Source organism: Paenibacillus sp. Soil787, from assembly GCF_001429545.1.
Lineage (GTDB): Bacteria > Bacillota > Bacilli > Paenibacillales > NBRC-103111 > Paenibacillus_E.
Window position 1 is genome coordinate 387,442 of sequence record NZ_LMSP01000012.1, and the last position, 26,407, is coordinate 413,848.

Genomic DNA, 26,407 nt, shown 5'->3' on the forward strand with positions numbered 1-26,407 from the left:
ATCTCTGACAGATTGCCAGTAGTCAATTTTGAGATTCTCTTTCTGGTAAAACTTACATGTACATGCCGCCATCCACATGAAGTGTTTGGCCTGTCATGTAGGACGCATCGTCTGATGCTAGGAAGCGAACAACTTTAGCAATTTCCTCAGGTTGGCCAAGGCGTTCCAGTGGAATTTGCTTCAACATTTGCTCCCGCATCTCGGATGACAACTTGTCCGTCATATCGGTTTCAATGAAACCTGGCGCTACAGCATTCACCGTAATGCCTCGAGAAGATAGTTCTCTCGCAGTCGCTTTGGTTAAGCCAATAACGCCCGCTTTTGCTGCTACATAGTTGGCCTGACCCGGGTTACCGAGCACACCCACTACAGAAGATATATTAATAATTCGACCGAAACGCTGTTTCATCATCGGGCGAGTAACGGCTTTTACACAGTTGAACACACCCTTGAGATTCGTAGCGATGACTTGATCGAACTCTTCTTCCTTCATCCGCATGATTAAATTGTCTCTTGTTATGCCAGCATTATTCACAAGAATATCAATTTTACCAAAACTTTCTAGCGTTTGCTTCACTAAATCATCGGCTTCTTGAAAACTGCTTACGTCGGCACGCAGCTTAATCGCTTTACGTCCCATGGCTTCAATCTGCTCAACAACTTCTCCAGCAGCGGCTTCACTTCCTGCATAGTTCACAACAACATCGGCCCCATGTTCAGCCAAATGCAAAGCAATCGCTCGGCCAATACCTCGAGATGCCCCTGTTACCAGTGCCACCTTACCCGTTAACATGATTGTGTACCTCCTGCATATACTTCTCCAAAGCTTCTAGACTGCCTACCGACACGGTTTTCACCGTTTTGTCTACCTTTTTGATCAGACCGGCGAGAACCGTTCCCGAGCCAAGCTCAATAAACGTATCGACGCCTTGGCCGATCAGATAAGCAATCGTGTCCTCCCATAATACTGGGGAGTAAACTTGCTCTACAAGCAGCCCGCGAATATCGCCTGGCTGCTTGACAGGACGAGCCGTTACGTTGGCCACAACGGGCACGGCTGCGTCACTCATCTCGATCGACGCGAGCACTTCTGCGAGGCGCTCGGAGGCTGGCTTCATGAGTGAAGAGTGAAAGGGCCCGCTCACCTCGAGCGGTATGGCACGCTTCGCTCCGGCTTCTTTGCAGCGTTCTACAGCTGCTGCAACGCCCTCTTTACTGCCCGAGACGACGATCTGTCCCGGGCAGTTCACATTGGCGAGCTCCACGACGGAGCCGCCGCTTGTGATAGCCGCGCATAGCTCCGCAAGCGCTTCGCGCTCGGCTCCCAGCACGGCTGCCATGGCACCCAGGCCGCCAGGGACGGCCTGTTCCATGAACTCGCCGCGGGCCCGCACCGTGCGGACCGCGTCTTCGAACGCGAGCACGCCCGCTGCGACCAGCGCGCTGTATTCACCCAGACTATGTCCTGCGACATAGTCTGGCTTAATGCCAGCAGCCTTGAACGCTTCCAGACAAGCGATGCTTGTTGTCAGCAGCGCAGGCTGCGTGTGATACGTGATCTTCAATTGGTCCTCAGGCCCTTGGAAGATCAGATCAGATAACGAAAAGCCCAGCGCTTCGTTAGCGCGCTCAAAATATGCTCTAGCTGCAGGATGATTCAAGTATAAATCATGCCCCATACCCACGGACTGCGAGCCTTGACCAGGAAATACAAATGCTACTTTACCCATACGAGAAAAGGATCCCCTTCCGCGATAATTTTCAGTAATTAATTGTGGATTTTAACTTAAAATTCCATTTTTCCGTCAAGTAACTATTTTTCTAACACCCTTATTAACACTATCCCCTTGGCTCAGTTCTTCAGTTCTTCAGTTCTTCAGAGCCCACTCAATTTGTTTACTGAGTCTCGGGGATAGTGCCAATAGCAGCATCACCCGAAAAACTTTTATCAGTTGTAAAACTTTCAACCAATCGTGGATTTATCCAGCTAACCCTCAGGTCTAGTGGAAGAGCTGAAAGTATGGCTTTCTAGATACCTGAGCCTTAGGGATAGTGCCAATAGCATCACTCGAAACTTTTATCAGCTGCAACCTTTTTCAGCCGACCGTGCATTATCCAACATAGTAACGGACTACCAAACCAAAGCAGCTGCACCCCAAGTTAGGCCGCCGCCGAAGCCGACTAGCACGAGGCGATCGCCTTCATTCAATCTACCCTGCTCAACAGCTTCAGCGAGAGCTACCGGGATAGAGGCCGCGGACATATTGCCGTACTTGTCTAGGTTGATCATGCATTTGTCGTCAGTCAGTTCTAGACGATTTAATGAAGATTGGATGATTCTCATATTCGCTTGGTGCGGCACGAGCAGATCGATGTCTGCTTTTTCCCAGCCTGCTTTGCGCAGCACCTCATCAGCGGCATTGCCCATGATCCGGACTGCAAATTTGAAGACTTCAGCTCCGGCCATATAGATGTAGTGCAAACGTTGGTCAATGGAGGCTTGTGAAGAAGGGTTGCGCGACCCGCCACCTTCCATTTTCAGGAGCGGACCTCCTGTGCCGTCAGCGCCCAACTCAAACGATTTGAAACCTCTATGTTCAGGCACTTCCCCAATAACAACGGCTCCAGCACCATCGCCAAAAAGAATGCATGTGTTTCGATCTGTATAGTCAGTAATTTTGGATAAACAATCAGCGCCAATGATAAGAGCATGTTTATATGTACCTGTGGCAATGAAGTTAGAAGCATTAGCTAGTCCATATACAAAGCCTGAACAAGCTGCTGATAAGTCAAAAGCTGCTGCTTTTTTGGCTCCCAGCTTCTCTTGGAGAATACATGCCGTCGAAGGGAATGACATATCAGGTGTAATCGTCGCTACTATAATTAAATCAAGTTGATCTGCCGTAATCCCAGCATTTGACAGAGCGATCAATGCGGCTTCATAACAAAGATCAGATGTAGCTTGTCCTTCGGAAGCTATTCTTCTCTCACGTATACCCGTTCTGGTCACAATCCACTCATCATTCGTTTCGACCATGGTTTCCAGTTCCTGATTAGTTAAAATTCGTTCTGGTACATATTTACCCGTTCCGAGTACCCCAACTGGTATTAAGTTCATGTTGTTATATCTCTCTTCCCGTGGCTAATTTCGGCAGATATCGTGCCAACCAAATCATTTTGTAAGGCTATTCTCGCTTGACGAACTGCATTCTTAATGGCATTCGCATCGGAGGAGCCATGGCTTTTTAGGACTAATCCATCAATTCCCAAAAACGGGGCTGCCCCATGTTCGTTATAATCCAACTTTTTGCGGAATTGTGTAAGTCCTGGCTTCAAGACAGCCGCTGCAAGTTTGGTGAAAAAGGTTTTGGTGAACTCTTGTTTCAATGCTGAGAAAATGGTAGACGCAGCGCCTTCCAATGATTTCAGCATGATATTTCCCGCGAATCCATCGCACACGATGACATCGCATTTGGCACGAAGCACTTGAGAGGATTCGACATTTCCCACAAAATGAATAGGAGCTTGTTCCATTAAAGGGTATGCCGCTTTCGTTAATTCATTCCCTTTGGTCGCTTCTGTACCCACATTCAGCAGGCCTACACGAGGCTTAGTAATGCCGTGTACTTTGGAGCGGTAAATACTACCCATAATGGCGTATTGAATCAGCTGTTCGGCTGTTGCATCCATATTAGCACCCAGATCGAGCGCAAGAACACCGTTTCCATCCATAGTTGGAATCATAGGCGCCAGCGCAGGACGTTCAATCCCTGGAATTCTTCCTACGACTAGCAGTCCAGTCGTCATCAAAGCACCTGTATTTCCTGCTGAAATCATGGCTTCCGCCTTCTTCTCACGTACCAGCCTTCCTGCTACCACCATAGAAGCATCTTTTTTGCGGCGAACGGCCTTTACGGGCTCATCCTCTGCTTCAATGACTTCTTCCGTGTGATGGATCGTTAGGTTCGTTGGCCTTTCTGTGAGATGCGCTTCAATCGCGGCGCTGTTGCCGACCAGAATGATTTGAACATCCTTCCATTCTTTGGCCGCTGCGAGTGCACCTTCCACTACGATTTTAGGGGCATTGTCGCCTCCCATTGCATCAATCGCGATTCGCATGCAGCTTGTCCTCCCTATCTAGATGTTGCTCTTTCTTCGAATGAAAGATCACAAAGTTGCCTCGAAAAACCGTTTCATCGCCAACATATGAAAACACCTCGACTCTTGCTTTCCCTTTGGATACGGAACGCACATAGGCTTTGGCGATACATTTCTCTCCGAGCTTTACAGATCGAATAAAACGGATGTCTGCAGAAGCTGTTAAAGCTATGGGATCGTCGATGACGGCAACCGCCAGGGAGTTCGCTTGCGAGAAAATATGATGTCCTCTTGCAATTTTGGTTCTTGAGAAAACATGATCTTCTTTAATTTCAAAAATCGAGATACCGCTTTGATCGAGCTGTAAATCAATCACTTCTCCAATAATTTCATCAATTGGCAGTGAGCGTACATGATCATACGTTTTGACCGCCATATGCTTCATTCGTTCCCGCAGCTCAGGAATGCCGAGTTCCAACCGATCCAAGCGGACGGTTTGGATACTGACCTGAAACGTTCGCATCAGTTCCTCGTCTGTCATAAAAGGATTAGCTTCGATGGCTTGAAGCAATTGCTGCTGCCTTTGTCGTTTAGGAAGGCGTTCGATGGCGAGCACCACCTTATCTCGTGAGATCTCATCTTATTACCAGATACTAAACTGTAGTATATTAAATTTATAGCCAAAAAGAAAGCAAAAAAAATAGCACCTCACACTAGGATGAAGTACTATGTTCAATCTTATGCTTTTACGATCTCTCTACCTTTGTAAGTTCCGCAAGACTTGCACACACGGTGTGCTAGCTTCAGTTCTCCACATTGTTCACATTTCACCATGCCTGGAACTTCCAATTTAAAGTGAGTACGGCGCTTGTCGCGACGAGTTTTGGACGTTCTTCTTTGAGGTACTGCCATATTCAAAACACCTCCTTATACGAATTTCGGGCGTTGCCTTATTCTTTGTTAAAAAAGTCCGCGAGACCTGCAAGCCTAGGATCAATCTTCTCCTGCTTACAGCCGCAATCACGTTGATTACGATTCTCTCCGCACACGGGACAGAGACCTTTGCACGCTTCGTCACAAAGTGGTATGTACGGTAAACCGACCACTACATTTTCTACAACGTAAGGCTCCAAATCGACTTTATCTCCAACCACCAAATGAATATCCTCATCTAAATCTGGATCTTCTACTTCTGGTTTTTGCATGAAGACTTCCTCAAAAGGAAGTTCGATTGTTTGGTTAGTGTGCGATAAGCATCGTGAACAGCTTAACTCCAAGTTTAGCGTTAACGTACCGTTAACTTTTGCTTCTCCATCTTCATACACGGCTTGAAGATCGACGTGTACGGGACCATAACCAAGGATATCTTGACGTCCTTCGAAAGGATCGGTCAAGGTCAATTCTTCGGTCATATGAACCTGCTTTTTAAGAGATAGCTCTTTAAAACGTATTTGCATGTTATTTCACCCCAAACAAACAAAGATTATTATATCTAGTTTGTATGCCTTTTGTCAATTTAAATTATATTATTTTTACTAGATCCAGCTTATTTCGGAGGCAAATTTGCTAGAAATTTGAGTGCATCTTCCATGGTGCCGATTTCTACAATTTTCATTTTCGTCTTAATTTGATTCGCTCTCTTGACAGCGTCGGAGTAATTCTCCACTTTGGTACCATCTTTAAAAGTTACATCCTTGGGGGCGAAGAAATATTCGGCCTTTTCTCGATCCGCGGCAATGATTTTATGCTGAATACCGCCAATTGGACCTACAGTGCCGTCGCTTTCAATCGTTCCTGTCCCTGCAATGCGATAACCCTTGGTGATATCATCCGCTACGAGTTGATTGTAAATCTCTAAGGAGAACATTAATCCCGCCGAAGGACCGCCAATCTCACCAGCCTTAATGGATACTTGTTGCTCCTCTTGGTCTGCTTTTACAGCCTGCATATCCGCTGGTACAACGCCAATGCCGGCCCGCGGCTCGCCCTGCTCGCCTTCCTGCTTAGGAAGCGCACCGAGGGTAAGCGCAGCTTGCTGTTCGATTTTTTTCCTCGAATACGTGATAGAAATTGTATCCCCTGCTTTTTTACCTTTAAGTGAGCCAAGTAAATCTTGAGCGACCTTCACTTCTTTATCTCCAGCTTTTAAAAGCACATCTCCCGGTTTGAGAACCTTTTCTCCCGATAGGCCAGGCAGCGTCTGGAGTACCATAACCCCTTCATGATTGATATGAAAAGGAATCTTCGCTTGCTTATATGCCGCTTGAATAGCACTCGCTTGGGATGTCAACATAACATACTCTTGACGCTGTGAATACTCTTGCTCCGATTCACCTTTACGCAAAACACTCGTTTTGGGCTGAATCTCTTCATAAGGATTTACGAGACCGATTAAATAATTGACCATGTTGGCATCAGCAACTCGCACCGTGGTTAGCATTAGCGTTCCCTTTTCGTCACCAGATCCTTTGGGGATCGTCACCATCGGTTTAATTTCCTCCGCGGTCCCTGGCATGAGTATAAAAAATGGAAGTCTTACAAAAAACAACAAATAAACAATGACTACTCCGACTATCGCGGATATTAAATAGCGCCTAGTCGCCGATCTTCTCGGATATCGATACGAGTCATTCGACCATGTACGAATCGTATTCTCTTCTTCGTTCTCCATACAGGTTCCCCTTCCTGATCCCTTATACAAGTGGTATCTCTTCCTTTACCTGCCAAGCGAAAGCTTGGTCTAAACCCGCATCCTCTAGCGTACAATTGAAGCATGTTTAAAGGACGAGGTGATAATATGCAGCCTAAGAATATAAGATCCAACTCCAAATTAACAACGCTGGTACTGGGGTCTTTGGCTGCCCTTGTAGTCGTGTCAATCATTTTATTCCCGGACAAAGCATTTCAGTCTTCGCTCGAGGGACTTACTATTTGGTGGAAGCTTGTCTTTCCGGCCCTAATGCCTTTTCTCATTATGACCGAGCTGTTAATCGGTTTTGGTGTTATTCAAGGGATAGGCGTTCTTCTGGAGCCGCTGACGAGAAATGTATTCCGTCTTCCCGGAGTAAGTGGATGGGCGCTAGCATCAGGCCTTATAGTAGGATTTCCTACCGGAGCCAAAATTACAGCTACCCTGAGGGAAAAAAAACTCATCTCCCAAACAGAAACAGAACGACTAATGGCACTGTCCCATTTGTGCAGCCCTTTATTCCTGATAATGGTGGTAGGCGTCGGCTTTCTGCACAGCGCTAAGCTGGGCTTCATACTTGCAGTAGTCCATTATATCTCGGCTATTTTAACAGGATTTTTGATGAGAAATCCAAAAAAAGCACAGCAGCCTTTTGCTGACTCCCATGAACTCCAATTAGCCACCTTGCGGCCTAATCATCAAGCTTCCGCTTCCGTTTGGAAAATCTCCTTATCAACGATGCGCCAAGCTTATTTACATGATGGACGTCCATTTGGCAAGCTGCTCGGGGATTCGGTAACCTCTTCCGTGCAAACCTTGATGCTAATTGGCGGTTATATGATGATTTTTTCCGTACTGATTAATGTAGTTAACATAACTCATCTTACAGAAGTATTTCGACCCGTCACACACTATTTACTTAGTTTTATGAATGTTCACACCGATACCACATCTCAGTGGCTCAAGGGGACTCTGGAAATCCACCTGGGTGCCTATGCTTTTAGCCAAGCACAAGGCCTCTCCTTACTTCCGCAAATGGCGCTTCTAAGCGCTTTTCTTGGCTGGGGAGGCTTGTCTGCTCACGCACAAGTTGCTGGCTTTCATCAAAAAACAGATGCTCGTTACCTATTCTTCTTCCAGTCCCGTGTTCTGCACGCTGTACTCGCTTTAGTTTTTACCGTTCTGTTTTGGAAGCCGCTGCAGCTGCTTTTGCTGGATTCTGAGCCCAGTTTTCTTTGGTTAGACAAAGCCAAAAGCGAGTTTCCTAAGGTTGCCTTTCCATTGAACGGCGAATCGGCATGGGGCCTGTTGGGACCTATGCTGACGCAGTTCCTTTTATTATTCACTTTGATGATGATTATTTCAACGGTTCTTAGAATTTTCAAAAAGAAAGCCATTGATTCGTAAACCCCATTAGCTTCGAGGGAATTTCTTTTTCAATGCTTCTTCCACCTCAGCTGGAACCAGATCTTCCACCGGTCCGTGAAACTTAGCAATCTCCTTCACAATACTTGAGCTCAAGTACGAGAACTGAGGCTTCGAAGTCATGAAGAAAGTTTCTACATCAGGATTCAACTTGTGATTCGTCGAAGCCATCTGCAATTCATACTCAAAGTCAGAGACCGCCCGAAGCCCACGAACAATTAGACGCACATTGCGAGCCTTCATATAATTAACCATCAAATCTCTAAAACCATCCACCTCTACATTCGGCAGATCCTTGGTCACTTTCCTAATGAGCTCCATCCGTTCTTCCAATGTGAACAGAGGATTCTTAGAAGTGTTATTCAGTACAGCAACAATCAACTTATCAAACACCTTTGCCGCTCTATGTATAATGTCAAGATGGCCGTGTGTAACAGGATCAAAACTGCCTGGATAAACGGCAACTGTGCTTCCGTGTTCTTGCCTCATCATGTTGTTCATCTCCTTAAAAACTTGCTCATATTTATTCTGCTGATCCTTTGTAAATCGTGACAGCGGTATCTCCGTAGTCGGATCTTCTCAGCTGTTTAAACCCACCGATGGTATCTTCGAGGACATCCTTAGCATCGTGTTCTACAACTATCGTGGCATTCAATTGAACGATCGATTGCTCTTCCATCTTGCTTATCAGCTCCGCGATAAATTTCATTTTGTACGGAGGATCAAGGAAGACGAGTTCAAATTGCTGCTCCCGCTTCGCTAACGCTTTCAACGCCCGTGCAGCATCCGTTCGGTAGATCTCGGCTTGGTCCTTGAGACCTGCGGCTACTAAATTCTGCCCAATCGTGTCGATGCTTTTCTTCTCGATATCAATGAAGACAGCCTTATCCATCCCGCGGCTAAGCGCTTCAATCCCGAGTCCGCCTGTACCGGCGAATAGATCAAGTACTTGTCCTCCATCAAAGTAAGGACCGATCATACTGAAGATCGCCTCTTTCACTTTATCCGTTGTTGGCCGCGTGCTGGTACCGGGTACAGCTTTTAACGACCTGCCTTTGGCTGTGCCTGAAATCACTCTCATCTTACGTATTTCCCTTCTAGCTGGCTCATTCTTTTGCTATCGTACCACAAGCTCTAATCGGACACAAAAATTTTATCCCTGTGATGTATAAATTTCCCGTAAAACGGTCATCCTTGAACTATCGACATCAGAGGATGTCGTAGACAACCGCGGAGAAGACTTACGTTTCCCCATAAGCTCTTCGTCCGGTTTCTCCTCTCCCATGAGACGGTCGTGCAAACGACCGTCGTATTAATTTACTTTACTGTAATAAAAAGATCCTGATTTAAACAGGACCTAGAATATCGTCCGAAATCATCATTCGTGGCGGGCAGACTGTAAAATGAACGAATCCCCACTGGCCTACTCGGCCAGTGGGGTATTTTATGTCTTCGCATATACTCTTTCACAGCCTCTACCACAACTTAGCTCCACACGGCTTTCTCGCCAGCTGACGAGCAGCCCAAGTCGTACTTGTAGGATTTATCCTGGTTGAATACCAATAAAACTTATTTAGATTTATTTAACGCTGGGATCAAAAGGTCGGCTTTAGGAGAACCGATACCTGTTACTAAATCGTATCCAGCCTGAGCGGAATAGCCTCCGTTGCTTCCTTTGTTGATATCGTGATAATCATTTGTGTAGCCTAAAGAGTCGGTAGCACCCGCAATACTATATAAATTTGCAATTGCATTATAATTTGTTAATGGAGTACTGCGTCCTTGATCGGCAAGAGCGATCATGGCTGCCCAACAAGGCGCTCCGAAACTCGTTCCGCCGACTTGGAACCATCCTTTTTGTCCCGAGTACGACGTACTGTCGTAAACGGCTACTCCCGTGTTCGGATCGGCATCCCACGAAACATCCGGGGACCCTCGATACGAACCTACAACGGTTTGCCAAATATCTTCATAACTAGGCCTTGATTCATAGGAACTCGCACCGCCTCCCGAACCGGACCAACCACTCTCGCTTACATAACTTCCGGTCGAATCGGCATTTAATGTTGTCCCACCGACAGATAATACATATGGCGACGAGGCGGGCCAGGACATACCAGAGCCATTGTCTCCCGACGAAGCGACGTATACGACTCCCGAGCGTTGGAAGTGTGAATCGTAGCTAGCTTCGCTGGAAAATTCGGAACCGCCCCAACTGTTCGATACGACTTGCGCTCCATGAGAGGTTGCGTAATCTACCGCTGCAAGCAAATTGGAAAGAGTCGCCGACTTCGCAACGACTAACAAGATTTTGGCTTGTGGTGCCACCGCGTGCGCCCACTCGACGTCGAGTGATGTCTCCAGCGCCCAGCCGCCATCCGCCTTGTTCGGTTTTCCATTCGGATAAGCAATCGTAAGGTCTGCGGGAGGAAGGCCGAACTGAGTATTGAAGACTTGGAGATCGTTCACGATTGTCGGACTGCCGTATGCATCGATTATGGCAATTGTTTGTCCGGCACCAGTATAAGTAGAAGATAACCGATCCAAACCGTACATTTTTTTGATTTGCGCAGGCGCAAATCCATTTTGATAATTAGGAGTGGCACCGTTATTTTTGATATGAATAGGTGGATGTGCATCCTGAAGCGGCGCCGCCGAAGAAAAGCCGACTATGCACAAAAAACATAAAAAAGCACATGCCAGAACCGAAAAATATTGTAACCATTTTTTCATTATTATCCTCCCAAAAGAAAAATTAAATTCCAATTTCTTCTTGATTCTACAATGATAAATATATGGATTGAATCATACAAAATGCCCATTTTTCACAATCTTCTGACATTTTTCTTTGAAAAGCATTACATTCTCCCTAGGTCTGTAATTAGCCCTCTATAATTGTTGCAAGGAGGGCAGTTCCACAGGGATGATCTAAAAGTCTTTCTTGTCACACCATTGATATTACATAGTTAATGTTGACTATCAGTCGGACTTAGAAGCGATCGCGCAAGCGGTCGCCGTTATTATTTTATATGTATTAACTATCGTTCGATATCGATTGCAGCGGTGTCGCGGGTGTCGGGCAGAATGTAAAATGAACGAATCCCCACTGGCCTACTCGGCCGGTGGGGTATTTTTATATCTTCGCATATACTCTTTCACGGCCTCTACCACAACATCAACCATCTTCTTATTCTGTTTCGCGGCGAATATCTTTAACTCAGTATGGAATTGATCATCGAAATCAAATGTTGCTTTTTTCTTATTTACAGGTTTCTGTATACCTGTATTTACAGTTTCCTGTATTTCTTGACTCCGCCGTTTTCCTAATAACTGCTCAATCGCATCACGCTTGGACACGCTGCTCCAGCTCCTCGACAAAATTTCTATAATTGCTTAGTGCCGATGTATCCGTATTACTGTATTCCTGTATTCCTGTAATAGAAAACTCCTTGATTCTATTTCTTCGCTTTATTTCCGTTCGAAACACAGCTCCCTCGTATTCTCTCCTTACCCTATCAATGATTGTTCTAGAATCGATCATTGTTGGCAATATGCCGCATAAAACAAGGTCCAGCTTTTTAACCTCTTTGATGTGAATCATTGTTGCAATGTATCTATCCAGCGCGTCATAACACATTGGTTCGCATTGCAGCATGACGACTGCATAGTCTGAAGCCACTAAACCATTAATAGTGTGCTCTCCGAGATTTGGAGGTAAATCAATAAGTATGTAGTCGTATCTGGCCTTAATTATATGTAGTGTATCTCTCAAAATGGTCGAACTCATTGAAGGATTTTGATGGATAAGCATGGGCAGAGTTGCAAGCATTTCATCAGCCGGAATGAAGTGAAGGTTGTAGGTTAACTTGCGGATGTAGGGGGTGGGATTTCTGTTTTTACACGCCTCAAAAATAGTCATTTTGGAGTAATCGTGTATATCTCGTTGAGTAAGAAACTGTGTCAAATTACCTTGGCTATCGAAGTCCACACAGAGAACCTTGTACTTCTTAGAGAGAAGATACCCCGTGATGGCTGTGGTTGTCGTTTTGCCAACGCCGCCTTTTTGATTACCGATTGAAATAATGGCTCCCATTACCCATTCCTCCTTATTTCTGTAAACCTTTATTCCTGTATATAGTTCTACAATAAATCTATTTAAAAGGGGGTCATGCACGGTCAAGTCGAGAGTGAATACCGCAACAAACCTTCATTTTCGCCGCGGGGCACTTTAAATTCCAATCAATTTTGGAACAACAAAAACGGAGCCACGCGGGATTGCGGGCTCCGTTTTCTAATTAATTATGGAATATCACACATACCATTTTATAGGTATTATCGTAGCTGCAGTTTCTTATGGGAAATACTTCTTATTCTATCCCACTTGTTTATTCAGAATCATTCGTATCATTGGTTTCCTCTTCCGGTAGCTGCTCCTGAGCAACTAGGGCTGGGGAATCGATAAGCGCCTGGAACTTTACTTCAATTGGCTCTGGCCGACTACGACCATACAGTCGTACATAAATCTGCTCTATCTCCTCACCGGTGAGATCACCTTGTTTTAGCAGCTCCTCAGCAATGGTATGGACGAAGTCGGCGTGTTCCCTTACTAGATTCTTTACTTCGAGCATTTGATCCTTCAGAAGCTCGTTAATCTTTGGTCGGAGTGCCTTAAGTGCATCGGCCCGCGAGCCCGTTGCAAGCCAACTGAACAGTTCATCGCCCATACCGACCATACCGAGGTAAGCGCCGGCCATCTCTGTAGCCTGCTGCAGATCGGAGGTGACACCGTTTAATTTTTTCCCTAAGAACACCTCTTCCACTGCCCGGGCTGCCAGACAGACTTGGATCTCCGCTAGGATCTCACTATCGCTTCGGTTATACCGTTCATGCATCGGCTTGGTGGCAGCTAGACCGAGCGCACCGCCTCGTCGGATAATCGTCACTTTCCAGACACGGTCGTGGGGCTTCAATAGGTACTGCGCAACCGCATGGCCTGCCTCATGGTAGGCGACATTCCGCTTCTCGTCATCTCTCATGGAGCGGAGCGGCTGTTTGAGTCCCCACTCATAGGTCTCCATGGCAGCCCGAAAGTCCTCGTAACTAGCTTCCTGGGCTCCCCGTTGGTGGGCGATAACAAGCGATTCATTGACGATATGTTTGATCTGTGCAGGGCTGTAGCCAACCGTATCGAGCGCCGCTGCTTCCGGAGTCAGCGTATAGTCCCGTTTCACTTTTCGGAGATAGTACTGGAATACGTCCACCCGGCCATCATAGTCGGGGGTATCGACCCAGAGCTGCCTGTCGAAGCGGCCGGGCCGGAGAAGAGCAGAGTCGAGTACATCGGGAAGATTGGTCGCTGCGACCGTCAGCACCGGCGGACGCTCTGCCTTCTTTCGCCGCAGCCCGAGCGAGCGAAGCAGCTTGGCAAACCTGGAGTTGTCGATGTTCGGCGGGTCCATCTGCAAGAGCAGCTCGTTGAGCAGGCCAGAGCCGCCACCCATGCCGAGCATTCCTCCGCCGCCTCCACCCGCCTGTCGACTCATTCCGATGGCGTCAATCTCGTCGATGAAGATGATGCAGGCGCCGTACACAGTTGCCAGCTTCCGGGTCTTCTTGTAGAGGCCCATCACCTTCAGGTTGCCGACGCCGAAGAACATGTTTTGAAAGCTGGGGGCCGAGGCATAAGCAAATGGCACCTGTGCTTCGTTTGCGATCACCTGAGCCAGGTAGGACTTACCCGTGCCGGGAGGACCGCAGAGCAGCAAGCCTCTGATCGCCTCACCACCCATTTCTTTGAACTCTTTTACACCTTTGAGCAGGGTGACGATCCGTTTGGCATTCTCAACGATTTCAGGGTTACCCCGGTAGTCATCCCATGTGGCCCCCGTCTCTCCAGGCAGAATCCAATACGTGCGTCCACGGGCTAAGAACCAGAAAAGGGCTACGAACTGGACGATCATGAACATTATGGCAAAGAGCAGCTGCATCACAATACCGATAATAGTCAATGCGATATTCCAAGATGTCGGGCCTCCTGCCCATAGCAGCATGCCGGTTAAGACGAGCGCTGCGACCCATAGGATGAATGTTCGCCACTTGATCCACTGATATCTCTTCATGGACTCACTTCCTTTAAGACGGTTTGTATTATTCTATGAAAACCATAGGCCTCCCATGAAGGAAGGCCACAGTCTTATTTATTGAAATTTTCTTTTAATGTCCAATATATACTTGAGAATTGCAGCGATACCTCCAACGAAATAAAAAATCATAAGAGTCCACACCGTTGGATCTGTTGGAACCAAGGATAAAACAATCTCTAATGGCAGGACAATATATAGGACATCTTTCAAATAACCTAATACAAAAGTTGGATCAAAAGAACCTTTCCAAAATGATTGGAAGAAGGCGATTAGAAAATCAATGATCATTAATCCGAATATGGCCCACATGGTGTATATCATCCAGTCTGCAAGTGTAAATGTCATTTATCTCACCACCTTCCTACATACTATGCTAGGAATTCTTACATGATACAGTTTTTCATCAATCTGCCTACCAGTAAATTCTATACCGTTCTTTCTAAACTTGTATTCCCTCCTACATGCTTCATATGATATGATAGAAACAAGAACATACATTCTCTTTATTTCGCATTCATCTTACAGTCAGAAAAGAAGGTATCCTATGCAAGATCACACAATTTTTGAGCGTTTGCGTAACAAATATGCGGACGAAGACAGGGCCAAGCTGGTCATGCTGCAATTAAGAACGTTAATGGAGCAGAAGAAAAAGAAGAAATGGTATCAAAAATGGAAGAAGCCGACCAAAACGCAGCCGACGAGTTGGAACGAATAACTGGCATTCATTTAATGGTAGAAAATCAGGAATATAAATAGAAGCTTTCCTTTCGTAGTAGAACTACTGAGGAGAGCTTCTTCACCTTTAGTTGTTTCTTTTTCGTGAATAATACAATACACCGAGATAATGTGCTCCTGTAAATAGGGTGAGAATTCCAAAGAACAGCAGGAACCCTCCTTCACGATCACGGAAGAATAATTGCAGAACGAAAAGCGCAAGTGATATTTCGCTCCATAGAAGCGTTCTTCTTTTGAGCTGGGTCAGATCTGCCGTAGATCTGCTTATTTTGCGAAGATTCATGAATGTAAGACCAGCGAGTACGATTACGCCAATGACGATCACGAGAATGTAACTTGAATTGCCTGACATGTGATTCCCCCTATTTCTGATGGTTCAACTTTATCTTCTATTCATAGTAAGACATTATATCTAAGATACATGGAATACGGCTGGATGTCTATTTAGATTTGTCCCTTTTAAAAAGGATTTTAGCTTCTTCCGTGGAACATATTTGAATGTGTTATCTAAATCTCACAGCGAGGAGCTTACATCATGTCTACCCTAACATTTAAAGAATTAGAAGAGTCTGATATTCCCCTTCTAATGGATATTTACAATTATTTTGTCAGGCACACGACTGTTTCTTTTCACACGGAGCCCGTAGAAATATCAGAATTTACCGAGAGTGTTATTCATCCAAACCCGCGCTACCAAACTTATGTAATAACATGGGATGGGAGCCTTCAAGGATACGTACAAGTCATGCCGCACAAGAAAAAGCAAGCCTATGATACGACCGGGGAAGTGACGATCTATTTGCATCCGGAATGCACGGGCAAAGGATTGGGCTCGGCAGCCATTCAGTACATTGAAGCGGTAGCCAAAGAGCGCGGCTTTCACACTCTGATCTCCACCATTTGCGCGGATAATAAACCAAGTATTCATATGTTTACGAAAAATGGCTATACACAGTGCGCACATTTCCGTGAGGTTGGCTTTAAATGGGGCCAATTTCTCGATATCGTTACCTATCAGAAAATCATATAAGAGGTTTATGGCGTTAGTAAACGCCAGTTCAAACCCCCGTCTGTCGTTCGCCACAAATCTCTAGCATCCAAAAGCCAGCCGCCAGTCGCTGTAGGAAAACTTAGGTGTATACTTGCAGCTAGAGGCTGGAATGTGCTAGGAAATTCGTGTTGGCTCCACGTTTTGCCTCCATCAGATGTCCGAAGGAATTGCCAGGTTTTCTCACTGCTTTGTGAATTTGTTTGCAAGAGTATGAACCCATTTTTTGAATCAGCAAAAGAAATGGCCTGCGGCGCAAGGAAACTTGGCAGCCTGCCTGTTTCTTGCCATGTCTCCCCGTCTGTCATGTGATACAGCATAGATACTTCTTTATCCTTCTTACTGGGCCCGATAAACCAACCCTCGATGGCTGAACGGAACGTAAACATACCCTTTTCTTCATTCGGCATTGAGATGCGGCTTGATGCGGACCAAGTCAAACCCCCATCTTGTGTACGAAGGAGCATCATCTCTTTACCGCTCTGGAACGCAATCAACCCTTGATGTCGGTCAAAAAAGCGAAAAAACGGCTCTTCTCCCCTAGTCTCTAATCCAGGTAAGCCCTTTGCGATTACCTCCCACGTTTGACCACCGTCCAAGGTTAATCGAAGTTCTGATTTATCATTAGAAGCTTCATTGGTAAGCAGCCAACCCGTTCGAGAATCAAAAAAAGTAACCGCAATTGGCATGATTGTGTTAGGCAATCTACTCAGAGCCTGCCAGGTCATCCCACCGTCGCTGGATTTCAAAAATTGTAGATCACGAGTGCTCGAAGCAACACCATAGCCATGAAGCTCATCCACGAACGAGATTGCTTTGGTTGGTGTTAAGTGTCTAGGTTGAACTTGATCTTGAATATCTATTTTTTCACCTGGAACAACTGAAACATCATTGTCACTTTTTTGAGTCGAAGAAGTCATTCGATTGGGAGACGGAGTTGAGACTACTTCATGAAAACAACCTACACACAGCAGAAAAACCAGCAGTATAACTAATTTTTTGTTGCTTATCAAGGCTGTCATGAACTCATTCCTCTCCTTTCTTGCTGCTAATATTGCTTTGGGTATATGTAATGACGGTCTATGATCCGAAATAGTTCATGTCCAATAGCTGCGGCCACTTGAATAGGATGTCCCTTATTAACAAAAGCTAGAGCATATTCATAATGCTCGGAGGGGATTGCCATGACCAAATGGCTTTGGTCCATCGCCATCGCAGGCTTGTTAGCGACTGGCTGCGGTGTGTCAAAAAATAAGCCTATTTACGATCAACGCTCTACGCAAAATTCTCATGTAGAAGAACAAGATTTAACAGCTGATTCTAGTTCCCGCAACGACGAAATGGCTACTGAGCATCTTGCGAGTCCGAGGAGCATGGATAGTCCACTCGCTATTGGAACACCCACGACTTCAGCTCAACCTGAAGCAATATCAACTACTTTAACGCCCAAGCCTAACCCAAAAAAAGCAGCAGCACATCCAGAATCTTCTAAGAAACCTTCCGTTCCTGTTCAAAAAAATCAAGGCCAAGCCAGAATTTCTCAGAAAAAGCTTACGCTCTCTCAACTGGTCGTGAAATATCCAGATACCTTCAAGATGCGCGGCTCTGCTCAGGAAAAGAAAGTAGCGCTAACCTTCGATGACGGACCTGATACCCGTTTTACGCCAAAAGTGCTTGATGCGCTTAAGGCAAGCCAAGTGAAAGCAACCTTTTTTGTACTTGGTTCTCAAGCAAACGCCCACCCCGATATGATTAGGCGGATTGTCAATGAAGGCCATATCATTGGGAATCATTCCTACAGTCATGCGAACCTGCCAAAGCTGACGGTGGACAAATTTCAAAGTCAGATTATGAGCACGGAGAGCGTGCTGCAAGGCTTAATCGGCTACGCCCCTAAGCTAATCCGCCCTCCGTACGGCGCGATAAATGAAGAGCAGGTCAGATGGATCGCTGACCACCATTATTTGGTCGTGAATTGGAATGTCGATTCTCTTGACTGGAAATCGTTGAACTCCGATCAGGTGCTGAACAATATCATGCAGCAAACGAAGCCTGGTTCTATCATCCTTCAGCACTCCGGAGGTGCTGATAGCCAGGATTTGTCGGGGACGGTACAAGCCATTGGACCGTTGATTAGTAAGCTCAAAGCAGCTGGTTACACGTTTGTAACCGTACCTGAGCTGCTTCATGTCGCAAAAAGCAAATAAGCCGGAGCGCATCCTGAGGGTGCGCACCCGGCTTATTCTTTTGCAAATTTATTCTTGCAGCTCCGAGAGCCTACTCTTGATGTCTCGGATGATCTGAAGCTGCGCCGGGGCGTTCTCGGGGCTCCACGCCCCCTCGCTCATGAGCTGCGCCAGCGTTAACTCCAGCTGGCGTCGTTCGTTGGCTCGCGCCAGCAGCTCGGGCGAGCTCTCACTCGCCAAACTCGCTTCCGCATACTCATCGTAAGTGCCGGAGAAAGCGATTGGGCTGCGCTCCGCGCTCAGCCACAATAGCTTCGTCGCCAGCTTACGAATGAAGAAGCGGTCATGCGAGACGATGACCATGGCGCTGGGATAGCGAAGCAGCGCCTCTTCAATCCTCTCCCGCGAATCAATATCCAAATAATTCGTCGGCTCATCCAGCACCAGCAAGTTCGCGCCGCTGAAGTAAAGCTTGAGGAAGGCGAGCCTACAGCGCTCGCCCATGCTTAAATCACCGATGCGCTTGCGCACCTCTTCGCCTGAGAAGAGGAAGCAGCCCAGAATCGTACGGGCTTGGGTCTGCGTCATGGCAGGCAGCGCCAGCAAGCTGTCCAATAGTGTCTCGCCGTCGTCGAGAGACCTTAGCTCCTGCGAGAAGTAGCCGATCGACGTCTGCGGGTGCTGCCGCACCTTGCCGGCAGCGGGCTGCAGTTCACCGACGAGCAGCTTTAGCAGCGTCGTTTTGCCTGAGCCATTGGGGCCGAGCACGGCCAAACGGTCGCCGCGATCCACGCTGAGGCTCAGCTCAGCGAACAATTCGTGTTCGCCGTAGCGGAACGTGGCCCGTTCCAGGCTCATAAGCGAGCGTGAAGCGAAGTCGCTCGCGCTCAGCTTCACCTTCAGGTGCGCCGCCTCCCGCGGCTTCTCCACGCGGTCGCCCTCTAGGCGCTCCAGCTCCCTCATCTTCGCGTTCATCCGCGAGGCATGCGCGCCGGCTCGCGCCTGAAAGTACCCGCGCTGTATCGGCACCTCAGCCATTCGGGCGTTTTTCTCGCCCTGATGGAACCACTGCCGATACGTGCGAATGCTCTCCTCCAGCTGCTCGCGTAGAAGCTGCTGCTTGCGATAGAGCTGCTCCTGCGTACGCAGCTCAAGTTCTTTTTGGCGTGTATACTCCGTATAACCGCCCCGGTATCTTCGGCTGCCTGTCGGCGCCAGCTCGACCAGGCAGGTCGCCACACGATCCATGAAATGGCGATCGTGGGAGACGAACACGACGGTGCCCGGATAGGCTCGAAGCCACGCTTCGAGCCATTCCAGCGACGCCGCGTCGAGGTGATTGGTGGGCTCGTCGAGCAGCAGCAGCTGCGGCGCGCGCACCATTAGACGCGCCAACTGGGCGCGCGTCTTCTGCCCGCCGCTCAGCTGCCCGAGCGGCTGGTCCCACAGTTCGCGGCCGAGGCCGAGCTGCAGCAGCTTGCGCTCCACTTGGGTTTCCCAGTGGTAGCCGTCTAGCCCCATGTATCGCTCTGCCGCCTCCTGATAGTCGGCGAGCAAGCTCTCCATGCAAGGAGCATCCGCGTCCTGCATCCGCGCCTCCAGCTCCTTCAAGCGGCGCTTCGCAGCACAGTGCTCTGGGCAGCCTTCCTCGACATAGGCGTGTGTAGACACCGCCTCATCAGCCTCTGTCTGCTGCCCCATCCAGCCCCACTGATCGAGCGGCAGCCTGCGTTCCACGCTGCCTTTATCCAGCTCCAGCGTGCCTGCCAACAGGCGAAGCAGCGTCGTCTTTCCTATGCCATTGCGGCCATAGATCGCGATCCGCTCCCCTGTATTCACTTCCAACTCCACTTGTTCAAAAAGTGGTTTCCCCGCAAATTCCTTCATCACATTCATCGCTTTTATTAGTAAAGTCATAGACTCATTTCCTCCTTTAAATTCAAATGCAAAAAACCGCAAGCAATCGCCTACGGCCAGGAAGAACAAGTCATGATTTTGGTATGCAAAGAACAGCAACCCCTGAAGGAGTCAGCCCCTTTGGACATACGTATCCCACTCGCTCTACCTGCACAAACGTAGAGTCTGCCTATCAACGAACAATTTCGTTTTAGCAGAAAAAGTTAGGCTACATACTTCATCGTCAAAGGGTACCTCCGAGTTCTTCAAGATGGCTTTATTGTAACATAGCCTCCTGAGCACTCAAGGGAAAAAATTATTATAACCAACTTGCAGCCTGCCCTTTTTTATACTACAATTCAATTCGTAATAATTACTTTTTAATCCCATGACGAAGGAGTCCTTGTTTTGAGCAAAATTCCCGTTATCGTACTGAGCGGATTTCTAGGCAGCGGCAAAACAACACTTCTCATCCGCATGCTTCAAGAAGCTGCCTCTTTTAACCTCAAACCGGCTGTTCTTATGAATGAGCTTGGGAAACAAGATGTAGACGGCCATCTTCTCCAAGAAGCCTCTCCTGATGTTAACATGGCTAAACTGCTCGATGGCTGCATCTGCTGCAGTAAGAAAAGTGATATTAGTGATTCTATTAAGCAACTGTTAGCGCGCAAGCCTGACGTCATTCTCATTGAATTAACCGGTGTTGCCAACCCAGAGGAAATCGTCGATGCACTGACCGAGCCTGCACTACTTCCTCATGTGAAACTGCATAAAGTCATCACCATACTTGATGCCGAAAACGTACTAGAATATAACAGTATTTTCGCCTCGGACCGAGAGCTTGTCCATACACTTCGTAGACAAATGGAAGTTGCGGATCTTCTTATTTTGAACAAAATAGACTTAATCTCTGATAAACAACAGAAGTCCATCGAAAAAACAATTCGCAAATTCAATGAACGCTCCCTAATACTGCCAACCGCACATAGTCAATTTGATTTAGAGCTTATTTTCGGCACTCTGAGTCCACAAGAATCACAATCCACCGTCTCGTCCAATTTTAATAAAAAGTTTCAATTTCAAGCTATTAAACCTGCACAGCCGTCAAGCGAGAAATCCAAACATAACCCATCGTTCTCACGTATTCAAACAATTACAATCCCCATGGTTGAAGACCTTGCCTTGTCACAGCACTTTGTAGAACGTTATTTAACAAAATGGGGCTCCCTACTACTTCGCGCGAAAGGTTATTTGATGATTGGCGCTAAGCACGAATCCTTTGTTATGCAATTCGCAGGCAAACGCACGAACTGGCAGCAGACCACTTTCCAGGGAACGCCTTATCTCGTACTCATAGGTATGGATCTGGATGCAAAAACCCTCGAAGATGACTGGCAAAAGCGATTAACGGAATCCCAACTATAAAAGCAATACATACTAAAAAAAGCAGTTCCGCTGAGTTCACCTTCAGCAGACTGCTTTTACTTTCCATGACTTTTTAATGCAACTCCGAAGAGGGAGAAATGCCCGACTTACAAGCTGAACAGTATCCAAATATCTCAAAACGATGGCTTTGAATTTCAAAACTCTCCGGCAAATCCTTCACCAGCTTCATCGGACAGAACTCGAAGGTGACCGTCTTTTCACAACTGATACAGATCATGTGGTGATGATGATGGGACAAACAACTCGCCTTGAATTTCAAGCCATCTGCCAAGTGAAACTGCTCCAGAACACCCATCTCACTCAACAATCGAAGATTACGGTAGACGGTGTCAAAACTCACACCAGGATATTTAACTTTCATGTATTCATAAACGTCTTTTGGCGACAAATAACTTCCGGATTCAGCGAATAACGTTGCCAAACTTCTGCGCTGCTCTGTAATTCTCCATCCTTGCTGAGCCATTGCCCTTAGCATCTCGTCAATCGTATGCGTATGAGTGCCCACTTGCATTACCCCTCTGTCATAAATTGTTCTATTAACATAGTGCAGCAAATGGTCCTCTTGCGTCAAGTAGATGAACATCTCGTCATTAACAAAGTTGTCCTATTCCCCTTTCATTCATCATAGGTTACAATAGTAATAATTATGATTAAGGAGTCTTCGTCAAATGCCTACTACTGTTTTTCGAGCGAGCATGCATGTTATATTCGCGATCTGTTTCCTTTTAATTGTGCTTATCCTTCTAAACAACGACATGCCTACACTGTCACTGCTAACGACTGAACGTATTCAAACTTTCAAAACCTTGTTCATCAGCATCCTATTAGAAGCCATTCCTTTCATTTTACTAGGTGTATTGCTTTCATCCTTGCTCCAAACATTCGTATCCGAACAAACCATACGCCGCTTCATTCCCAAGAACCCTATTCTTGGCATCCTGTTCGCCTGCGTTTTAGGCATCCTATTCCCAATGTGCGAATGCGGCATGATTCCTGTCGTTCGAAGACTAATACTCAAAGGAATGCCCGTCTATATCGCAGTCGTTTTCATCGTAACCGGACCTATTATTAACCCTATTGTATTCGCGGCTACATTTATGGCTTTCCGAAATCATCCCACAATCGCTTATTCCCGCATGGGACTTGCTTTTGCAGTTGCCATAATAATCGGTCTCGTCCTCTACCGTTTTATCAAAAGTAATCCGCTGCGTATTAGCCGCGCCAACTTTTCCAGTGACGAAGCGTTGGAGGGTCATCAGCACCAGGGTGGCGGCATATCCAGTAAGTTAAATACATTTTTCGTTCATGCTTCTGATGAGTTTTTCGAAATGGGAAAATATCTCGTCTTTGGCTCCCTGCTCACCGCGCTGATTCAAGTTTTTATGCAGCGTGAAAGCCTGCTTGCCATTGGTCAGGGCCCTATCAGTTCCCATTTGTTTATGATGGGCTTCGCCTATATTCTTTCTCTATGTTCCACATCTGACGCTTTTGTCGCTTCATCTTTTCAAACGTCATTTACGTCTGGCTCATTGCTTACTTTCTTGGTTCTCGGCCCTATGCTTGATTTCAAAAGCACACTTATGATGCTTTCCGTTTTCAAATCCAAATTCGTACTCGTGCTTTCAGCATTAATTCTTATCACCGTGCTGGGTTGTTCACTGCTTTTGGAACGCTTTTCTAACTTTTAAAGTCATAAAATCTAGGAGGAATTGACATGAGCGAAGTCCGATTAATAAGCTTTCATTATTTCTTTCGTACGTTAATTTTGCTTGGTTTTTCCAGCTATATCGTTATTCTCACCAAGACAGACGCCCTTCAATACTACATAGCTCCGCGTATGATGATTTATGTCAAAATCGCCTCCGTGATCCTTTACATCATCGCCTGCTATCAAGGCTATATGGCACTGCGTGCTTACTGGGGCAAACCAGTTGCCTGCGAATGTGAACAACCAGTTTCTCGCTCAACCTTGCGCAATTCAGTTGCTTACGGTCTGCTCATTCTTCCGCTGTTAATAGGTTTCCTGCTGCCTAATACAGCATTAAGTAGTGCTATGGTAGCTGCCAAAGGGATGAATCTCTCTGCTGCGAAAGCTAGTTTAGGCAAACAAAATACAGACCTGATCAGCGATAATGGGGCCTCATCAGGAGTGAATGCGTCCAACCAGGGAACTGCAGCTGCTCCAAGCCCCTCAACAGTTCCACCTTTGAACAATACAGCTAACAGCCCTGTTCCTGCTTCTAGTACCGAGACTCCAGCAATCGCTAAATCCGATGCCGAGCTCCAAAAGATGTTCCACGCTGATAACGAGTGGGATGAAGATTTTTCCAAAATTGGCATGATCCTTTATAAAAAAGACACCATCGTCGTTAAACCAGAAATATACATGGAAATCCTCTCGTCCATTGACCTTTTCAAAAACAACTTCATAGGCAAAAAAATCGAACTCACCGGCTTCGTCTACCGCGAAGAAAACATGCCAAAAAGCCAATTCGTTGTCGGACGCTTTGCTGTAAGCTGCTGTTCTGCTGATGCTACCCCTTACGGAGTCATGGTTGACTTCCCGACCGCTCAAAGCTACCCCAAAGACATGTGGGTCAAAGTCACAGGCACCATCCAAAACGGCAGCTACAACGGAAACGAAATCTTCACCATAAAAGCAACCCAAATCGAAAAAACCGCAACCCCAGACTCACCGTATATATACCCAAACTTCGAACCGCTCAAAGCGCTCAACTAGTCAGCACAACTAACAATCCCCAAAAACCGACAAGGATCACTCATGATCCTTGTCGGTTTTTTCTTTACACTGCGGTTGTCCATTAAGATTAAATGTTCCTGTTCCTGTTCGATTAAGTTCTTAATTCTAATTGTTTTATTGTTCTTTACTTAACCAACATGCATTCACCCCTAGCTCATACCTCTACTTCTTACTCCTCACCCCTTACTCCTTACTCCTTACTCCTTACTCCTTACTCCTTGCTCCTTGCTCCTCACCCTTCACTCCTTACTCCCTGCGCTTTTCTCCTTACTTATACTACTAATATTACCATAAAAGGCAAATTGTTTCACCTATACATCAACTTCCAACTCTTATATAGACACTATCCCCATGACTCATTATGTTTTAATATCCACAGAATGCTTTATCCTGAATCACTGCTCAGATCCGATCGGAATTCATGACTTTCATACTTTGAAATATTATTTTAATCCCCGCCACCCTGTATTCTTCAAAACAAGTCTTACCACGAATCATAAGCTTCATATTGATCATATACCCAAACCATAAGATTAAACTCTTTTGCCGAGACTTTCATTTAAATCTCCTGACTAGCCTCCATAATCCCCTGTACCGTTTTCCTCCTATTTTATGACTAATTGTTTCTGCACTAATTTGCTACGCCCTGATTAATAATTTCACCCACGTACTCAAAAATAAAAAAGAAAAGTATGAATTATTGTTGATATAAGAACAAACATTCGATATAATGAAATAGAACAAATATTCCCAACTTGATCGAATTGAGGTGTCATAATGGGGACGAACTTCCATTTACCAAGCACTCTAGAGCAGTTTCAGCAGCAATTCCCCACTGAAGAAGCCTGTATAGATTTCTTTTTCTCAACGAAATGGCCCTCCGGTTTTTCTTGTCCTAACTGCGGGCATTCGCATGCCTATATAACAAGTACACGCCGACTCCCTCTTTATGAATGTCTTCAATGCCATCACCAAACTTCCCTTACAGCTGGAACTATAATGGCAGGCAGTCGCACGTCTTTACATAAATGGCTTACAGCTATTTTTCTGATATCGCGCACGGAGCAGGGCACGAATGCTGTTGCGCTCTCCAAGATTATTAGTGTCACCTACAAAACAGCCTGGCTCATCCTCCACAAAATTCGTCACGCTATGAGTACAGCAGACCAAGGCACATTACTCTCGGGCATCGTCCAAGTAAACTCAGCTGTCTATGGAAAGCCGTATAATCCTTACTTCCGCAGCCATCCACAGGAACACTATCTTCTAGCAGGTTCCTCCCTTAATATTCAGGGCGAACCTTCTTATATCAAACTCAAACTCGTCCCTAAAATACATGTTAAAGAAAAGCTTTTTCAACGCTCCGCGACATTGGACTTCACCCAACAACATATCGAATCACATACAAACAACATCGAATTTATTACTGGACGCTTTAGTTCCAAAAGATTTCGCACTCTCCTTGCATACGCTGCGCAGGCCGGTAAATCTATTAACAACACTTTCCATGGCATTGGCCAAAAGTATCTACAACATTACTTGGATGAGTTTTGCTATAAGGTAAATCTCACTTTACACAAAGCAACCATCTTTCAGCATTTGACCCACTTATGTACAGTACCTCATGCCAAGTTAACCTCTTTCAATCCCGAAAACACGCCCATGTGCGCCTAATCGCAAGAGTATAATAATGTATCCTTAGGCTGCCCTATATTGTAAGATAATTAGTTTTGCACTAATCCCCAAGCTACTTGTGGTAATATTCACTAGGCTTTTTTGGTGATATACGAAAGCTGAATACAGAAGGGAGTTAGTAGTTAGTAGTTAGTAGTTAGTAGTTAGTAGTTAGTAGTTAGTACTACATCCTTACTACTTTACTGTAGCCTGAGTCAAAGGGATAGCGGGATAGCGGGCATACTTAGTAGGCGAGAAGTAATAGATAGTACTCAAGCATTTCGTTATTCGATTAAAGGAGACCGT

General features: G+C 46.2%; 27 protein-coding genes. 8 read left to right on the forward strand and 19 right to left on the reverse strand.

The genetic code is table 11. The features are described 5' to 3' along the window. Nucleotides 1-52 precede the first annotated feature (52 nt). The 8 genes from fabG to ASG93_RS14380 form a co-directional block, all read right to left on the reverse strand. The gene (gene fabG, locus ASG93_RS14345) at nucleotides 53-793 is read right to left on the reverse strand and encodes a 3-oxoacyl-[acyl-carrier-protein] reductase (RefSeq protein WP_047672764.1); all 741 of its coding nucleotides are present in this window, start codon (nucleotides 791-793) and stop codon (nucleotides 53-55) included. Next, nucleotides 780-1,730 (reverse strand): ACP S-malonyltransferase, encoded by a 951-nt coding sequence (fabD, locus tag ASG93_RS14350; RefSeq protein WP_056832990.1) that lies wholly within the window; start codon nucleotides 1,728-1,730, stop codon nucleotides 780-782. Before fabD ends, fabG begins: the two co-directional genes overlap by 14 nt. A gap of 401 nt (nucleotides 1,731-2,131) precedes the next feature. After that, nucleotides 2,132-3,118 (reverse strand): beta-ketoacyl-ACP synthase III, encoded by a 987-nt coding sequence (locus ASG93_RS14355; RefSeq protein ID WP_056832992.1) that lies wholly within the window; start codon nucleotides 3,116-3,118, stop codon nucleotides 2,132-2,134. Then, the gene (gene plsX, locus ASG93_RS14360; RefSeq protein WP_056832995.1) at nucleotides 3,115-4,119 is read right to left on the reverse strand and encodes a phosphate acyltransferase PlsX; all 1,005 of its coding nucleotides are present in this window, start codon (nucleotides 4,117-4,119) and stop codon (nucleotides 3,115-3,117) included. The genes ASG93_RS14355 and plsX overlap by 4 nt, the downstream gene beginning before the upstream one ends. Beyond that, a complete protein-coding gene (gene fapR / locus ASG93_RS14365; RefSeq protein ID WP_047672754.1) occupies nucleotides 4,103-4,717 on the reverse strand; it encodes a transcription factor FapR in 615 nt (204 codons plus the stop codon). Before fapR ends, plsX begins: the two co-directional genes overlap by 17 nt. A gap of 119 nt (nucleotides 4,718-4,836) precedes the next feature. Next, the gene (rpmF, locus tag ASG93_RS14370) at nucleotides 4,837-5,010 is read right to left on the reverse strand and encodes a 50S ribosomal protein L32 (RefSeq protein ID WP_029195321.1); all 174 of its coding nucleotides are present in this window, start codon (nucleotides 5,008-5,010) and stop codon (nucleotides 4,837-4,839) included. 38 nt (nucleotides 5,011-5,048) lie between these two features. Beyond that, nucleotides 5,049-5,555 carry a YceD family protein gene (locus tag ASG93_RS14375; protein WP_056832997.1) on the reverse strand — a complete coding sequence of 169 codons (507 nt, stop codon included), beginning with the start codon at nucleotides 5,553-5,555 and terminating at the stop codon, nucleotides 5,049-5,051. Between the two features lie 89 nt (nucleotides 5,556-5,644). After that, entirely contained in the window at nucleotides 5,645-6,769 is a 1,125-nt protein-coding gene (locus tag ASG93_RS14380; RefSeq protein WP_056832999.1) for a SepM family pheromone-processing serine protease, read from the reverse strand. Nucleotides 6,770-6,895: 126 nt separating this feature from the next. Here ASG93_RS14380 and ASG93_RS14385 point away from each other — a divergent pair, with 126 nt between their 5' ends. Then, complete coding sequence (locus ASG93_RS14385; protein WP_056833001.1) at nucleotides 6,896-8,194, forward strand: nucleoside recognition domain-containing protein; 1,299 nt, start codon at nucleotides 6,896-6,898, stop codon at nucleotides 8,192-8,194. Nucleotides 8,195-8,200: 6 nt separating this feature from the next. On the opposite strand, the gene coaD is transcribed toward ASG93_RS14385, so the two are convergent. From coaD to ASG93_RS14420, 7 genes are all read right to left on the reverse strand, one after another. Further along, the gene (gene coaD / locus ASG93_RS14390; RefSeq protein WP_056833003.1) at nucleotides 8,201-8,704 is read right to left on the reverse strand and encodes a pantetheine-phosphate adenylyltransferase; all 504 of its coding nucleotides are present in this window, start codon (nucleotides 8,702-8,704) and stop codon (nucleotides 8,201-8,203) included. A gap of 31 nt (nucleotides 8,705-8,735) precedes the next feature. Beyond that, nucleotides 8,736-9,293: a 16S rRNA (guanine(966)-N(2))-methyltransferase RsmD gene (gene rsmD, locus ASG93_RS14395; protein ID WP_056833005.1), complete on the reverse strand. Its 558-nt coding sequence runs from the start codon at nucleotides 9,291-9,293 to the stop codon at nucleotides 8,736-8,738. Nucleotides 9,294-9,781: 488 nt separating this feature from the next. Continuing rightward, on the reverse strand, nucleotides 9,782-10,945 hold the full coding sequence (locus tag ASG93_RS14400) for a S8 family serine peptidase (RefSeq protein ID WP_056833008.1): 1,164 nt from the start codon (nucleotides 10,943-10,945) through the stop codon (nucleotides 9,782-9,784). Between the two features lie 378 nt (nucleotides 10,946-11,323). Continuing rightward, a complete protein-coding gene (locus ASG93_RS14405) occupies nucleotides 11,324-11,569 on the reverse strand; it encodes a hypothetical protein (protein ID WP_056833009.1) in 246 nt (81 codons plus the stop codon). Then, a complete protein-coding gene (locus tag ASG93_RS14410; RefSeq protein ID WP_056833011.1) occupies nucleotides 11,556-12,305 on the reverse strand; it encodes a ParA family protein in 750 nt (249 codons plus the stop codon). The genes ASG93_RS14405 and ASG93_RS14410 overlap by 14 nt, the downstream gene beginning before the upstream one ends. A 292-nt stretch (nucleotides 12,306-12,597) precedes the next feature. Next, nucleotides 12,598-14,331, reverse strand: a complete 1,734-nt coding sequence (locus tag ASG93_RS14415) for an AAA family ATPase (RefSeq protein WP_082614901.1) — start codon at nucleotides 14,329-14,331, stop codon at nucleotides 12,598-12,600. 78 nt (nucleotides 14,332-14,409) lie between these two features. After that, on the reverse strand, nucleotides 14,410-14,700 hold the full coding sequence (locus ASG93_RS14420) for a hypothetical protein (RefSeq protein WP_056833013.1): 291 nt from the start codon (nucleotides 14,698-14,700) through the stop codon (nucleotides 14,410-14,412). 199 nt (nucleotides 14,701-14,899) lie between these two features. Between ASG93_RS14420 and ASG93_RS35100 the strand changes: the two genes are divergently transcribed. Further along, the gene (locus ASG93_RS35100; RefSeq protein ID WP_156410895.1) at nucleotides 14,900-15,070 is read left to right on the forward strand and encodes a hypothetical protein; all 171 of its coding nucleotides are present in this window, start codon (nucleotides 14,900-14,902) and stop codon (nucleotides 15,068-15,070) included. 87 nt (nucleotides 15,071-15,157) lie between these two features. Here ASG93_RS35100 and ASG93_RS14425 read toward each other — a convergent pair whose 3' ends face one another. Then, on the reverse strand, nucleotides 15,158-15,442 hold the full coding sequence (locus tag ASG93_RS14425) for a hypothetical protein (RefSeq protein WP_056833015.1): 285 nt from the start codon (nucleotides 15,440-15,442) through the stop codon (nucleotides 15,158-15,160). A gap of 183 nt (nucleotides 15,443-15,625) precedes the next feature. Between ASG93_RS14425 and ASG93_RS14430 the strand changes: the two genes are divergently transcribed. Further along, nucleotides 15,626-16,120, forward strand: coding sequence for a GNAT family N-acetyltransferase (locus tag ASG93_RS14430; protein WP_056833017.1), 495 nt, complete (start codon nucleotides 15,626-15,628; stop codon nucleotides 16,118-16,120). 5 nt (nucleotides 16,121-16,125) lie between these two features. On the opposite strand, the gene ASG93_RS14435 is transcribed toward ASG93_RS14430, so the two are convergent. After that, the gene (locus ASG93_RS14435; RefSeq protein ID WP_056833019.1) at nucleotides 16,126-17,160 is read right to left on the reverse strand and encodes a WD40/YVTN/BNR-like repeat-containing protein; all 1,035 of its coding nucleotides are present in this window, start codon (nucleotides 17,158-17,160) and stop codon (nucleotides 16,126-16,128) included. 162 nt (nucleotides 17,161-17,322) lie between these two features. Here ASG93_RS14435 and ASG93_RS14440 point away from each other — a divergent pair, with 162 nt between their 5' ends. Next, a complete protein-coding gene (locus tag ASG93_RS14440) occupies nucleotides 17,323-18,345 on the forward strand; it encodes a polysaccharide deacetylase family protein (protein ID WP_082614902.1) in 1,023 nt (340 codons plus the stop codon). Between the two features lie 48 nt (nucleotides 18,346-18,393). Here the strand turns inward: ASG93_RS14440 and abc-f are convergent, their stop codons facing one another. Further along, nucleotides 18,394-20,241 (reverse strand): ribosomal protection-like ABC-F family protein, encoded by a 1,848-nt coding sequence (abc-f, locus tag ASG93_RS14445; RefSeq protein ID WP_056833022.1) that lies wholly within the window; start codon nucleotides 20,239-20,241, stop codon nucleotides 18,394-18,396. A 387-nt stretch (nucleotides 20,242-20,628) separates the two neighbouring features. Here abc-f and ASG93_RS14450 point away from each other — a divergent pair, with 387 nt between their 5' ends. After that, entirely contained in the window at nucleotides 20,629-21,645 is a 1,017-nt protein-coding gene (locus ASG93_RS14450) for a CobW family GTP-binding protein (RefSeq protein WP_056833024.1), read from the forward strand. Between the two features lie 73 nt (nucleotides 21,646-21,718). Here the strand turns inward: ASG93_RS14450 and ASG93_RS14455 are convergent, their stop codons facing one another. Beyond that, nucleotides 21,719-22,177, reverse strand: coding sequence for a Fur family transcriptional regulator (locus ASG93_RS14455; RefSeq protein WP_056833491.1), 459 nt, complete (start codon nucleotides 22,175-22,177; stop codon nucleotides 21,719-21,721). Nucleotides 22,178-22,334: 157 nt separating this feature from the next. Here ASG93_RS14455 and ASG93_RS14460 point away from each other — a divergent pair, with 157 nt between their 5' ends. From ASG93_RS14460 to ASG93_RS14470, 3 genes are all read left to right on the forward strand, one after another. Next, nucleotides 22,335-23,354, forward strand: coding sequence for a permease (locus ASG93_RS14460; protein ID WP_056833026.1), 1,020 nt, complete (start codon nucleotides 22,335-22,337; stop codon nucleotides 23,352-23,354). 26 nt (nucleotides 23,355-23,380) lie between these two features. Continuing rightward, nucleotides 23,381-24,406: a TIGR03943 family putative permease subunit gene (locus ASG93_RS14465; protein WP_056833028.1), complete on the forward strand. Its 1,026-nt coding sequence runs from the start codon at nucleotides 23,381-23,383 to the stop codon at nucleotides 24,404-24,406. 798 nt (nucleotides 24,407-25,204) lie between these two features. After that, nucleotides 25,205-26,101: a transposase gene (locus tag ASG93_RS14470; protein ID WP_056833030.1), complete on the forward strand. Its 897-nt coding sequence runs from the start codon at nucleotides 25,205-25,207 to the stop codon at nucleotides 26,099-26,101. The last annotated feature ends 306 nt before the right edge of the window (nucleotides 26,102-26,407 follow it).

Bases quoted from the DNA above. Each gene is read 5' to 3' on its own strand.
- fabG (WP_047672764.1), bottom strand. From the start codon at position 793: ATGTTAACGGGTAAGGTGGCACTGGTAACAGGGGCATCTCGAGGTATT.
- fabD (WP_056832990.1), bottom strand. From the start codon at position 1,730: ATGGGTAAAGTAGCATTTGTATTTCCTGGTCAAGGCTCGCAGTCCGTG.
- ASG93_RS14355 (WP_056832992.1), bottom strand. From the start codon at position 3,118: ATGAACTTAATACCAGTTGGGGTACTCGGAACGGGTAAATATGTACCA.
- plsX (WP_056832995.1), bottom strand. From the start codon at position 4,119: ATGCGAATCGCGATTGATGCAATGGGAGGCGACAATGCCCCTAAAATC.
- rpmF (WP_029195321.1), bottom strand. From the start codon at position 5,010: ATGGCAGTACCTCAAAGAAGAACGTCCAAAACTCGTCGCGACAAGCGC.
- ASG93_RS14375 (WP_056832997.1), bottom strand. From the start codon at position 5,555: ATGCAAATACGTTTTAAAGAGCTATCTCTTAAAAAGCAGGTTCATATG.
- ASG93_RS14380 (WP_056832999.1), bottom strand. From the start codon at position 6,769: ATGGAGAACGAAGAAGAGAATACGATTCGTACATGGTCGAATGACTCG.
- ASG93_RS14385 (WP_056833001.1), top strand. From the start codon at position 6,896: ATGCAGCCTAAGAATATAAGATCCAACTCCAAATTAACAACGCTGGTA.
- coaD (WP_056833003.1), bottom strand. From the start codon at position 8,704: ATGATGAGGCAAGAACACGGAAGCACAGTTGCCGTTTATCCAGGCAGT.
- rsmD (WP_056833005.1), bottom strand. From the start codon at position 9,293: ATGAGAGTGATTTCAGGCACAGCCAAAGGCAGGTCGTTAAAAGCTGTA.
- ASG93_RS14400 (WP_056833008.1), bottom strand. From the start codon at position 10,945: ATGAAAAAATGGTTACAATATTTTTCGGTTCTGGCATGTGCTTTTTTA.
- ASG93_RS14410 (WP_056833011.1), bottom strand. From the start codon at position 12,305: ATGGGAGCCATTATTTCAATCGGTAATCAAAAAGGCGGCGTTGGCAAA.
- ASG93_RS14415 (WP_082614901.1), bottom strand. From the start codon at position 14,331: ATGAAGAGATATCAGTGGATCAAGTGGCGAACATTCATCCTATGGGTC.
- ASG93_RS14420 (WP_056833013.1), bottom strand. From the start codon at position 14,700: ATGACATTTACACTTGCAGACTGGATGATATACACCATGTGGGCCATA.
- ASG93_RS35100 (WP_156410895.1), top strand. From the start codon at position 14,900: ATGCAAGATCACACAATTTTTGAGCGTTTGCGTAACAAATATGCGGAC.
- ASG93_RS14425 (WP_056833015.1), bottom strand. From the start codon at position 15,442: ATGTCAGGCAATTCAAGTTACATTCTCGTGATCGTCATTGGCGTAATC.
- ASG93_RS14430 (WP_056833017.1), top strand. From the start codon at position 15,626: ATGTCTACCCTAACATTTAAAGAATTAGAAGAGTCTGATATTCCCCTT.
- ASG93_RS14435 (WP_056833019.1), bottom strand. From the start codon at position 17,160: ATGACAGCCTTGATAAGCAACAAAAAATTAGTTATACTGCTGGTTTTT.
- ASG93_RS14440 (WP_082614902.1), top strand. From the start codon at position 17,323: ATGACCAAATGGCTTTGGTCCATCGCCATCGCAGGCTTGTTAGCGACT.
- abc-f (WP_056833022.1), bottom strand. From the start codon at position 20,241: ATGACTTTACTAATAAAAGCGATGAATGTGATGAAGGAATTTGCGGGG.
- ASG93_RS14455 (WP_056833491.1), bottom strand. From the start codon at position 22,177: ATGCAAGTGGGCACTCATACGCATACGATTGACGAGATGCTAAGGGCA.
- ASG93_RS14460 (WP_056833026.1), top strand. From the start codon at position 22,335: ATGCCTACTACTGTTTTTCGAGCGAGCATGCATGTTATATTCGCGATC.
- ASG93_RS14465 (WP_056833028.1), top strand. From the start codon at position 23,381: ATGAGCGAAGTCCGATTAATAAGCTTTCATTATTTCTTTCGTACGTTA.
- ASG93_RS14470 (WP_056833030.1), top strand. From the start codon at position 25,205: ATGGGGACGAACTTCCATTTACCAAGCACTCTAGAGCAGTTTCAGCAG.